Below are 12,370 nucleotides of genomic sequence, written 5' to 3' on the forward strand. Positions count from 1 at the left end.
ATGAAAGGAATAGTTTTTACTGAGTTTTTAGATTTAGTTGAAGAAAAGTTTGGGTTAGAAATGGTAGATAAAATTATTTATCAGTCAGAATTAGCTTCAGAAGGAATTTATACTTCTGTTGGTACTTATAGCTTTTCTGAAATGTTACAATTAGTTACAAACCTTAGTGATAACACAGGTATTTCTACAGATGATTTGCTATTAGTATATGCAGAACACTTTTTTGGAATGATAGAAAGAAGCTATCCAGGTCTTTTAGCAACCTATAACGACCCCATAGAAATGTTAGCTTCCATTGAAAACCATATACATGTAGAGGTTCAAAAAATCTATCCAGAAGCAGAACTACCAACTTTTATAGTAGAACAAAAAACAGAAAACTCTTTAACAATGGTGTACAAATCTAGTAGAGCAATGCACCATTTTGGATTAGGATTAATGAATAAAACTTTTGAGCACTTTAATACAGAAGCCTCTATAGTTTTAGAAAAAATTAAAGAAGATGGTACAGAGGTAAGGTTTATTGTTAATAAAAAATAATGAGTCAAAATCAAATAGAAATACTACAACGAGCAGTAAAGCGTGAAAAAGCTGCTAGAAAAGCAGCAGAAAAAATTCTTGAAGATAAGTCTAGAGAATTATATGACCTTACAGAAAAATTAAAAGGTTCTAACTTAAAGCTAAATGAACTTTTAGAAGAGAAATCTAGCACTTTAAAAGGAGTTTTTGATAACATTAATGATGCATATTTAGTTATGGATTTGTTTGGTAATGTTTTAAAAATGAATGAAGTTGCAAAGGATCTTTTTGGGTATGATATAGAAAAGGAAACCTTTAATGTTACTGAAATTATTTATGAAGAAGATATAGAATATACCTCTAATTCTTTTAAAGAATTATACGAAAAAGGTTTTTTTAACGCTTATACTGCAAGAGTTTACAGTAAAAGCAAAGAAGTAAAATGGATTCAAATAAATGCAACTGTTATTTATGATAAAAATAATAAAGCAATAGCTGCGCAAGGTATTATAAGAGATATAACAAAAGATAAAGTAGCAGAAGATTTATTAATAGAGTCAGAAAATAGATTAGCAGCACTAGTATTAAATCTAAACAGTGGTATTATTTTAGAAGATGAAAATCGAAAAATAGTATTATCGAACACAAAATTTTGCGAGTTATTTAAAGTAGATGCATCACCTCAAGATTTATTGGGGATGGATTGTAAAATGGCATCAGAACAAAATAAAGTATTATTTAAAGAATCATCGTCTTTTGTTGAAAGGATGGATGAAATAGTAGCAAAAAGAGAACCTATTTTTGGAGAACAACTAGAAATGGTAGATGGTATAATTCTAGAAAGAAATTATATTCCTATATTTATTGGAGGAAAAATAAAAGGCTATTTGTGGACTTTTAGAGACATTACTTTAGAAAAAAAATATAATATAAGTTTAGAAGTAGAAAAAGAAAAGTATAGCAATATTATAGCCAATATGAATCTAGGGTTGGTAGAGATTAATATAGAAGACAAAATTTCTATGGTAAACCAAAGTTTTTTAGAAATGTCTGGCTATGCTAAAGAAGAATTAATAGGTAAAGTAGGAGGTGATATTTTTACATTTAACTCGGGGTCTAATATTATAAAAGATCAAAAAGTTAAACGCCTTAAAGGAGAATCTACTTCTTATGAATTTAAGACAAAAAATAAAAAAGGTGATATTAAGTACTGGCTTGTAAGTGCAGCACCAAATTATAATTTACATGGAGAAAACATAGGATCTATTGCCCTAAATTTAGACATTACAAATTTTAAAAAATTAGAATTACAAAAAGAGCAAATTTTAAAAGAATTAGAAAAAAGTAACGAACATTTGCACGAGTATGCACATATTGTTTCTCATGATTTAAAATCTCCGCTTAGAAGTATAGACGCATTAGTTTCTTGGATTAAAGCAGACAATGAAGGGAAGTTTGATGAAATGACGTTGCAAAATTTTGGACTTGTAGAAACGACATTAGAAACTATGGAGAAACTAATTTCTGATGTTTTAGAGTACTCGAGTGCCGGTTCTAGTACACAAGAAGATGAAGATGTAGATTTAAATAATACATTATGTGATTTAAAAAAGATCTTATTTATTCCAGAAAACATATCTGTAAATGTTCTTAAAAACCTACCTATTGTAAAAGGAGATAAGACTAAGTTTCAACAATTATTTCAAAATTTTATAAGTAATGCTATTAAATTTTGTGATAAAGAAGTAGGAATTGTAGAGATAAACTATGAAGATAAAGAACCATTTCATCAGTTTTCTATAAGAGATAATGGTATTGGTATTGAAAAAAAATATCACGACAAAATTTTTGAAGTTTTTACTTCTTTAAATAAAAGAGAAGATTCTACAGGAATAGGATTATCAATTGTAAAGAAAATAATCGCTTTACATGAAGGCAAAATTTGGTTAGAAAGTGAACCCAATAAAGGAACAACTTTTTACTTCACCATAAAAAAAGAATTAAATGAAAACAGTACAACTTAAAAAACATAAAAACTCTGATTGGAAATACTTATCTGAGAACATAAATTTAAAAGCACCGTTGGTATTGGTTTTTGGAAATAGGTTTCTATTAGAAGATGAAACTATTTTTGATGAAATTAGAACCATATTTAAAGACGGTCATATTGTTTTTGGTTCTGCTTGTGGAGATATTTCATCAGAATCTATTGATGACGAAAGTATAACTATTACAGCAATAGAATTTGAGAAAAGTAGTTTTATAATTAAGACTGCAAATATTTTAAATGAAGATTTAGAAGCTAAAATAGATAGCTTTGCCGTTGGTAAAGAATTAATAAGTCAATTACCAAAAGAGGGATTAAAGCATGTTTTTGTACTCTCTGAAGGAAGTTTTATAAACGGAAGCCAATTAACAAAAGGAATGAATGCTGCTACAGAAAATAACTTGTTAATTACAGGTGCTTTGTGTGGAGATGATGCACGATTTGAAAAAACAATTTCTTCTTATAATGAAAATCCTAAACCAGGAGAAATGGTGGCTATTGGTTTGTATGGAGAAACGTTAGAAGTTACTTTTTCTATTAATGGTGGTTGGACTCCTTTTGGACCAGAAAGAGTGGTAACTAAATCTAAAGGAAATGTTTTATATGAATTAGATAATTTACCCGCTTTAGATTTGTATAAGAAATATTTAGGAGAAAAATCTAAAGAATTACCTGGTGCAGCATTGTTATATCCTTTAAATGTAAAGTCTGAAGATGGTAACAATACAATTGTTAGAACAATCTTAAATATTGATGAAGAGCAGAAATCTGTGATTTTAGCTGGAGATATTTTTGAGGATTCTAAAGTACAATTAATGATGACTAATGTAGATAACATTGTAAATGCAGCAGAAAAAGCGGCTGTAAGTGCTTTAGAGTTTAGAAAGAAGAAACCAGAATTAGCAATTTTAGTAAGTTGTATTGGTAGAAAATTGGTTTTAGACCAAAGAGTAGAAGAAGAAGTAGAAGAGGTAATGGAAGTTGTTGGTGATTCTACAACGATTACAGGGCTATATTCTTATGGAGAAATTGCACCATTTATTGGAGAAAGTAGCTGCCAATTACATAACCAAACCATGACGGTTACTCTAATTAGCGAATAATGAATTCTTTATTAAAAAGACAAATAAGAAAGTTTCTCTCTAAAGAATTACAATCTAATGTCGAATTAGATAAATTCTTAGAGGTTATAGATCGATCTTACCATACTTCTGATGAACAATTTTTAATGCTACAGAGAGCAACAAAAATTAGTTCAGAAGAACTATTTAATGCTAATGAACAATTAAGAGAAGAGTCTAATTCTCAGAAAAAAGTAATCTCAAAGTTAGAAAGTGTAATAGACAAATTACAGGTTTATGATCTAACAACAAACCGACCTAAAGAAAGTATGGATTCTTTAAAATTGGTAGATTTTATAGACAATCAAACCAATGAAATTATTAAAATTAATCAACAAAAAGATAAACTTTTAAGAAACTTAGAGCGACAGAATCAAGAGTTAAATGATTATGCACATATGGTTTCTCATGATTTAAAATCTCCTCTACAAAGTATAGAAGCATTAACAGCTTGGGTTATAGAAGATTATTCTGGTGTTTTAGATACTACTGGTACAGAAAATTTACAATTGATAAGAGAAAATGTAGAAAAGATGGATACTTTAGTAAAAGGTATCTTACAATATTCTACAATAGGTAAAAATGAAAAAGACCTTTATGATATCGATTTAGATTCTTTAGTGCAAAATATTTTAGATGATAAGGAAAAAGCAGAAAATGTAAGCTTTATTATTCCTGAAAAATTACCAAAAGTAAAGGGAGATAAATTTAGACTAGAACAATTGTTTAAACATTTAATAGACAATGCCATTAAGTTTAATGATAAAAAGGAAGTTATTGTTGAGATTGGGTTTAAAGAAGAAAAGGAAGCTTGGCAATTTTATATAAAAGACAACGGTAAAGGAATAGAAAAAAAATATTTTGATAAAATTTTTATCGCATTTCAGAAATTAGAAGATGATTATAAGTCAACTGGAATAGGTTTATCTATAGTAAAAAAAATTGTAGAAGCGTATAGTGGTAAAATTTATTTAGAATCTGAGCCAAAAGTTGGTTCTACTTTTTATTTTAGCATAAAAAAATAAACATGGAACAACCAAACTTAGAGTATATAGAACAACTAGCAAGAGGAGACGAATCTATAAAAGCAGAGTTACTAGCAGTTATAAAAACAGAGTTTCCAGAAGAGAAGAAAGATTACTATAATAGCTTAGAAAATAAAGAGTTTAAAAAAATTGAAGAAAATGTTCATAAACTTAAACATAAAATTAGTATTTTAGGTCTCGAAAAGAGCTATGAAATTGCTAATGAGTTTGAACATAATCTTCGAGAGCTAAGTTTAGAGAAGCAAGAAGATTTTGATAAGATATTAAAAGCAATTACAGCGTATATAGAAACTATATAAGTTTTATGAATTGTATTATTATTGATGATGAAAAAATGGCAAGGGTTATAATTAAAACTCTATGCAATGAAATAGATTCTTTAAATCTTTTAGAAGAGTTTCCTAGTGCCATTGAAGCAATAAAATATTTAAATGAAAATAAAGTAGACTTAATTTTTTTAGACATTCATATGCCTAATTTTAGTGGTTTAGATTTTATTAGAAGTTTAAAAAATCCACCAAAAATTATTTTAACAACTTCAGATCCTAAATTTGCTATTGAAGCTTTCGAGTACGATTTTATTGTAGATTATTTATTGAAGCCAGTAGAATTACCTCGTTTTAAAAAAGCAATTGAAAAAGCAGAAAGGAAAAATATTACTACAAATGAGGTAAAGAACGAAAGTGCTAAACCCATAGATATTGAAAACGATTTTTATGTAAACATAGATCGTAGATTGATAAAAATAGATTTACCAAGTATTTATTTAATAGAAGCTAAAGGAGATTATATTAAAATAAAAACAGAAAGTAAAGATTATATAGTGCATTCTACACTTAAAAAAATTGAAGAAAAATTACCAGACTCTTTATTCCTTAAAATACATCGTTCTTACATTATCAATATCAAAAAAATTATAGATATTGAAGATAATAGTGTGCTTATAAAGAAAGATGTTATTCCCGTTAGTAGGTCTAAACGACCAGAATTAATGAAAAGGTTAGATTTACTTTAATTCTTTATCTAATGAAATCTTACAGCTCATCGACAGTTAAAGTATAAGTAACTAAAATTCGAAAATTACACTTTAATTAGTTCTTACTTTTGTGGTATATGAAATATATCATAAAAATATTATTGCTTATCTCTACTTTTATAGTAGCAATAAACTTAAATGCTCAAACAAAAAAAGCCAATAGATTTGGTGCTGTAGAAGGTGTAAGGTTTAATAAGAATCAATTATCTAAAAGTAATATAAAAAATTCTTTAATAGATTATTTACCAGAAACAGGAATTAATCATACCGAAACGGCATTTGTTTTTGAACCGAAAGAGCTCTCTGAAAATTCTAATCTTAAAGAGACTTTTTCCGTAAGTTATTATCAGGGTAAAAATAAAGTTTCTTCAATTATAGCAACTAAATCAGACGGTGTTGTTTATGATCATTCTAAAATTATTTATGATCGCTTAAATACTGATCGTTTAGATAGTATTAGTACTATTCTTGTAAAAGAACATCAAGTAATTAAAGCTACAATAAGTAGTGTTTCTGGTCAAATTACATATACATTACGTTTTTCCGTTAGAGTTGATACAAATCAAAATGAATTATTTAGTTTTTGGAATGTAGACCAATACCCAACAGGTAATTATCATAACTATTTAATTTTTGGAACTTCTTTTTCTCAAATTTTATCGACAGCAAATTTTATTATAGATCAACATTCATCTAAAAATGGATTAAAAAGCACCAGAGAAGCAAGTGTTTTACCAAATGTTTTTGTTAAATCTGGTAACTATGTTAATGGCATTCTAAATTTAAACTTAGTAAATAGAACTCAAGAAAAATCTGTAAATTTTGTTGGCAATATTGCCGAAACAGAATTAACAACACATATTAAAGCTGCCAATGTTTTTTCTCTTTCAGGAGACTATAATGAAGTATTATCTATAGAAACAGGTGTTTTATTTGACATTGGTTTTTATTTAGAAACAACTACTTCTAAGCAAAAAGATGCTTTATACGTGGCAGATGGTCCATGGGGATTAGATTACTTAAAAGAATATGTAACGGTTTCTAATTTTGAAGTAAACCTATCTGAAAGAGAAGAAGATGATGCTATTTATGAAGTAGATAGGAGCGTAAAAGTAATAGGAGAAGTAAAAGGAAATATTAATTTATTTAGACATCTTTTGCCAGGAAATGAAAGCTTAAGTGTTGAGGGGTATAATTTTGTAAATTTCAATATTAAAAATAATGAACCAGTAGAAGTCGTTATTATGACGAATGAAAATAGAGAATGGGAGCATAGATTACGATATACCGTTCCGGCAAATTCAGCAGAGAAAACATATACCATTTCATTGTTAGATTTTGTAGATGATGCGGGGAAGAAGGTTACGGTTTCAAGTATTAAAACAATAGTGTTTTCTGTAATAGGTGATTACACATATTATAAGCCTTTTAGTTTAGATATAAATAAGATAGCATTTACTCTAAACAATAATTTAAATGAGGAAAGTTTTACAGAAGAGATTAGTGAAAAATTATTAAACTATCCAAATCCTTTTACAAATTCTACAACAATAGAATTACCTAAAGTAGCTAAATATGTTCAAATTAATGTATATAATTTAATGGGTAGAATTGTAGATGCTCAGAAAATTAATACCAATTCTTCTTTAAAGAAAATACAATACAATGCTCCTCAGTTAGAAAAAGGAGTTTATAAATATAGACTGATTGACGATGAAAACAATCAACATTCCGGAACCTTTATCGTCAACTAGTCCCCCAATGTAAAGTAGGAATGTTGTTGGGCAAAAGAGAAATCTTTTGCCCTTATTTTTTGTATAAAGGTTTTTTTAAGAAGATCCATTTAAAGCGTAATCCAAACTCAGTATACGTAAAACTAGCTGTGGTTGTTGCAGATGCAGCAGCAGAAGCAATATTACTTTGTAACCCATAGATATTTATTAATGCACGGTCAGAAAATTTATATCCTAATTTCGCTTGAACTCTATAAGTGCTTTGAGCTTCATCATTTTCTATATATTGCAAACCAGTGGCTGCAGTTAATCCATAAAACCATTCTTTTTCCTTAGCTGCAGCTTCATCTTTTATAAGATCAACAAAAAATTCTACTGCATTAAATTTACTAGGACTAAAATAATTTTCTTTAGATTCTTTAAAAGAAATGTTTTGATAATTAAGACCTGCTTTTATAGAAGGTTTTGCAAATATATTATAGTAAAGAGACGTAAATAAGAGGTTTCTAGCATTATCATCACTTTGCCATGTATAATAATACTGCGTAAACCAACCGAGGTTAAAATTTGTATTTAAACTGTAATTTAAAATAAGGTTATTTTGTACAATTTCATCATTTAATAAAGCGGCATTAAAATTCTGAACATCTCTTTTGTAACCTAAATCTAAACTTTGAAGCTTAAATGGTTTTATATTAACGGAAATATCTGTTAATAATTGATTGTACTTTTTAGATTCTGAATCAGAAGAAGTAACACCAAAACTACCTTTTAAGGTTACGTTATTTAATAATTGATAAGAAATACCTAACAATAAATTATTGGTAGTTGCTTTTAATGAGTCAATTTGATTATTAAGAGTAGTTCTGTAATTATAGTTCGCTAATATTTTAAACTTTGTAGAAAACGGAATTTCAGCTTTTACATCGTATGCGTTTGCTTCGTTATTTCCGTTATCATAAGAATAAGAAAATTTTGTTTCTACAAAAGGGGTAAAACTTAAATCTAATTGTTTTATAAAATTAGATGCATCTTTCTGGTTTTCATAAAAAGATAACGTATTTTCTGCACTCTTGTATGCATTATTATAATAACCAGAGGCTTTTAAAGCATTTGCTTTTCCTAGATTACCATCAAAAGAAGTACTATCTTTTTTTAATATTAAATTATAATCATCTATACTTTTATTAAAATCACTTTTATAAATATTAAGAGTAGCTCTTAATGAAAGCATCCAGTTTTTTGGTTTTTTATTGTTGTCTAATAATTTATCAATTTCAGTTTCGGCAGGTGTATATTTTTTATTCCAAATTAATGCTTGAATATATCTTTCTATTGTTTGATTTTTTAAGGTTTCAGAGGTGTTTTTATCAATGCTTTTTAGTGCTGTTTTACTTACAATTAATGCCGTTTTATCATCAGTATCTAGGTGATACGCTAAAGAAATTCCGTTTAAAGAGGTTAGTTTATCTTCTGGTTTTTTACCTATAATTTCATAGGTGCTTTTTGCTTTTTCTATTTGATTAGAAATTAAATACAAATTAGCAAGGTTTAGTAATGTTTCTTTATCGTCTTTGAAAGAAGTAAAATTTTCTTTTAAAATTGTTTCTGCTTCTTTATATTTTTGATCCGTTACCTTTTTATTAGCCAATCCTAACCTCATGTATTTTTTAGAAACCAGTGCATTTGGGTTTCCTGGGAGTACTTCTAAAGCTTTGTCTACATTAAGTAAAGCAGCTTCAAATTCTTTTAAATTAGATAACGTATTTGCGTAACCTAATAAAGCAGCAAAGCTTTTATTGTTTTCTTTTAGTAATGTTTGATAATAGATTTTTGCATCAGGATAATTTTTACTCCAAAGTAATGATTCTGCATAATTAAGTTTTACTTCAAAATCGGTAGGGAAATCTTTTAAAAGATTTGTAAAAAGAGATACCGCTGCAGTTGCCTTTCCGTTTAAACCAATTGCTCTTCCGTAACAAAGTCTTGCTGTTTTATTTGTAGGATATTCTTTTAATATTTCTTTAAAAAATACTTCTGCTTCTTGGTATTTACCTGTTTCTAAATAAGTAAAACCTTCTTGCATTTCTTGAGAAATGCTGCTAAGACTTATCATAAAAATAATTAAAAAAGAAAAATACTTTAAACGCATAGGAGGATATTTTATAAAATGTAAGTTAAACGATAGCTATTAATCACAAAACTAAAGATAAATGTTTTTCGTCGATTAATAGTGATAAAAGTTTGTTTCTATTTGATATTTGTATTAATTTAATAAAATATTTAAAAACTTAATTTTTAAAGCAATATAAATGATTTTATCCCCTAGGCTATTAAAAGGAAAAATTAAACCAGAACAACTGTTTATGTTAAGTGTTCTCTTAGTTAATGGAGGAAATTACTTATACAATTTGGTTTTAGGTAGGGTTTTAGGTCCAGAGAAATTTGCTGATGCAGCAATTTTAATTACTTTTTTATTGGTTTTATCTTTTGTAGCCATGACTTTTCAGTTGGTTACCGCTAAGTTTTCTGTGCTTTTTGAAGATTCAATTTTTAGTGGTTTTATTTCTAAAATTTACAAAAATGCGCTATTTACAGGAATCTTTTTAGGGATTGCAATTATTGTTTTTTCAACGCAATTGCAACATTTTTTTAAAACAACTTCTTCAACAATGTTTGTTATTTTTGGGTTTGGAGTTCCGTTTTATTTTCTGATGAGTGTTAATAGAGGTGTTTTTCAAGGAAAACAAGAATTAAAATCTTTATCAGTTACATACCAATCAGAAATGATTAGTCGTTTATTATTAACTTTTACATTATTATATTTTTTAGATATAGATTCATCATTAATTATAGCAATCGGTATTTTTTGTTCTTTTGTTTTTGGGTTAATTCCATTTAAAAGTAGCAATTTTTCATTATTTAAACCTTTTTCTTTAGAAGCAGATAATAAAAAGTTAGTGAAGAATTTCTTTATTATTACTGCTTTTTATGAGTTAACACAAATCATTATTAATAACAGTGATATTCTATTGGTTAAACATTATTTTGAATCTTATGAGGCTGGGTTATACGCTTCATTAGCACTTATTGGTAGAGTAGTCTATTTTATTGCTTGGATGTTTGTAATGTTACTTTTACCAAAAGTTGTTCAATTAAAAAAAGAAGGCAAAGATACGTTACCAATCTTGTTAAAATACGTTGTTTATATTGGTTTTATTGCAGCTGTAATCGTTATTAGTTGCTTTTTATTTCCTGATGAAATAATTAAAATTTTATTTGGTAGTGAATACTTATCAGTTTCATCATTATTATGGAAATATGCTTCTGCAACAGGAATTTTTGCCATCTCAAATATATTTGCATATTATTATTTATCATTAGATAAATATGTACCTGTTGTACTTTCGGGTATTTTTGGAATGTTACAAATAGTATTGGTTGTTTTGTTTCATGAAACTTTAGAGCAAGTTGTTCATGTACAAATTATAGCCATGGTATTATTATTAATAGTACAACTTAGTTTCTTCTTTTTTAAAGATTCTAAAACATCTAAATCTATAAAAGAAATAAAAGAGTAATATTGTCTAAACCAATTTTCTAATCATCTATATATAATTGTATTTGAGCGGGGTTTATAAAAAAAGAATAAGTAATAATATAAATTTGTAATAAAATTAATAATATGAAATTAGCCATTGTAACAGCATATCCACCAAGTAAAGTAACTTTAAATGAATACGCTTATCACTTGGTAAAAAGTTTTAGACAGAGTGAAAAAGTAACAGAGTTAATTTTATTAACAGATAAGACTTTAGAAGGAAAAGATATTAATTTTACAGAAAATGGATGTAAAATTACGGTGAAAGAATGTTGGAAATTTAATAGCTACGGTAATACAAATAATGTTATAAAAGCAATTAATGAAACCAAACCAGATGCTGTTTTATTCAACTTGCAATTTATGAAGTTTGGAGATAAGAAAGTTGTTGCTGCCTTAGGGTTAACATTGCCTTTAATTTGTAAAATGAAAGGAATTCCTACCATCGTTTTATTACATAATATTTTAGAACAAGTAGATTTAGATAGTGCTGGATTTACTTCTAATAAATTGGCTCAAAAAATATATAATTTTATAGGAACTTCATTAACCAAGTTAATTTTAAAAGCAGATTTAGTTACGGTAACCATGGATAAATATGTAACTACTTTAGAAGATAAATACAAGGTAGATAATGTAAAAATGATTCCTCATGGTACTTTTGAAATACCAGAAAATCCGTCTCAAAAATTACCAGAAGGACCTTTAAAAATTATGACTTTTGGTAAATTCGGAACCTATAAAAAGGTAGAGTCTATGATTGAGGCTGTAGAAATTGTAAGAAAAGAAACAGGTTTAGATTTAGAGATTGTAATTGCAGGAACAGACAACCCAAACGTACCTGGTTATTTAGAAAATGCAAAAGAAACCTATAAACATGTACCACAACTTACTTTTACAGGTTATGTAGAAGAGGTAGAAGTAGCACCTTTGTTTACGGAAAGCGCTGTTGTTGTTTTTCCTTATACGTCTACAACAGGAAGTTCTGGAGTATTACACCAAGCAGGTAGTTATGGTAGAGCTGTAGTAATGCCCAATCTAGGAGATTTAGCCACTTTAATTGAAGATGAAGGGTATAGAGGTGAGTTTTTTGAACCAGAAAGTGTAACCAGTTTAGCAAATGCTATTAAAGCTATTGTAACTAACGATGCATACAGAATAGAATTAGGTGAAGCTAATTATAAGGCTGCAACTGCTTTTCCAATGGAAAGAATTACAAATATTTATTTAGACGAATTCAATAAAATTATAGAGAAAAAGAAATAAT

10 protein-coding genes are annotated in these 12,370 nt (G+C 27.6%); 9 read left to right on the forward strand and 1 reads right to left on the reverse strand.

Going from position 1 to position 12,370, the window contains the following annotated elements; all coding sequences use genetic code 11:
• The 7 genes from GQS58_RS01820 (at nt 1) to GQS58_RS01850 (ending at nt 7,523) form a co-directional block, all read left to right on the forward strand.
• The gene (locus tag GQS58_RS01820; protein WP_166382244.1) at nt 1-540 is read left to right on the forward strand and encodes a heme NO-binding domain-containing protein; all 540 of its coding nucleotides are present in this window, start codon (nt 1-3) and stop codon (nt 538-540) included.
• A complete protein-coding gene (locus GQS58_RS01825; protein WP_166382245.1) occupies nt 540-2,543 on the forward strand; it encodes a PAS domain-containing sensor histidine kinase in 2,004 nt (667 codons plus the stop codon). Before GQS58_RS01820 ends, GQS58_RS01825 begins: the two co-directional genes overlap by 1 nt.
• Nucleotides 2,524-3,669 carry an FIST signal transduction protein gene (locus tag GQS58_RS01830; RefSeq protein WP_166382247.1) on the forward strand — a complete coding sequence of 382 codons (1,146 nt, stop codon included), beginning with the start codon at nt 2,524-2,526 and terminating at the stop codon, nt 3,667-3,669. Before GQS58_RS01825 ends, GQS58_RS01830 begins: the two co-directional genes overlap by 20 nt.
• Nucleotides 3,669-4,712 (forward strand): sensor histidine kinase, encoded by a 1,044-nt coding sequence (locus tag GQS58_RS01835; protein ID WP_166382249.1) that lies wholly within the window; start codon nt 3,669-3,671, stop codon nt 4,710-4,712. Before GQS58_RS01830 ends, GQS58_RS01835 begins: the two co-directional genes overlap by 1 nt.
• A gap of 2 nt (nt 4,713-4,714) precedes the next feature.
• The gene (locus GQS58_RS01840) at nt 4,715-5,032 is read left to right on the forward strand and encodes an Hpt domain-containing protein (RefSeq protein ID WP_166382251.1); all 318 of its coding nucleotides are present in this window, start codon (nt 4,715-4,717) and stop codon (nt 5,030-5,032) included.
• 5 nt (nt 5,033-5,037) lie between these two features.
• On the forward strand, nt 5,038-5,748 hold the full coding sequence (locus GQS58_RS01845; RefSeq protein WP_166382253.1) for a LytR/AlgR family response regulator transcription factor: 711 nt from the start codon (nt 5,038-5,040) through the stop codon (nt 5,746-5,748).
• Nucleotides 5,749-5,846: 98 nt separating this feature from the next.
• Nucleotides 5,847-7,523, forward strand: a complete 1,677-nt coding sequence (locus GQS58_RS01850) for a T9SS type A sorting domain-containing protein (protein ID WP_166382255.1) — start codon at nt 5,847-5,849, stop codon at nt 7,521-7,523.
• 52 nt (nt 7,524-7,575) lie between these two features.
• Here the strand turns inward: GQS58_RS01850 and GQS58_RS01855 are convergent, their stop codons facing one another.
• The gene (locus GQS58_RS01855) at nt 7,576-9,654 is read right to left on the reverse strand and encodes a tetratricopeptide repeat protein (protein ID WP_166382257.1); all 2,079 of its coding nucleotides are present in this window, start codon (nt 9,652-9,654) and stop codon (nt 7,576-7,578) included.
• Between the two features lie 160 nt (nt 9,655-9,814).
• On the opposite strand from GQS58_RS01855, the gene GQS58_RS01860 reads away from it, so the two are divergent.
• The gene (locus GQS58_RS01860; protein ID WP_166382259.1) at nt 9,815-11,083 is read left to right on the forward strand and encodes an oligosaccharide flippase family protein; all 1,269 of its coding nucleotides are present in this window, start codon (nt 9,815-9,817) and stop codon (nt 11,081-11,083) included.
• Nucleotides 11,084-11,187: 104 nt separating this feature from the next.
• The gene (locus GQS58_RS01865; protein ID WP_166382261.1) at nt 11,188-12,369 is read left to right on the forward strand and encodes a glycosyltransferase; all 1,182 of its coding nucleotides are present in this window, start codon (nt 11,188-11,190) and stop codon (nt 12,367-12,369) included.
• Nucleotide 12,370 lies beyond the last annotated feature (1 nt).

The organism is Polaribacter sp. 11A2H, assembly GCF_011379025.1.
Lineage (GTDB): Bacteria > Bacteroidota > Bacteroidia > Flavobacteriales > Flavobacteriaceae > Polaribacter.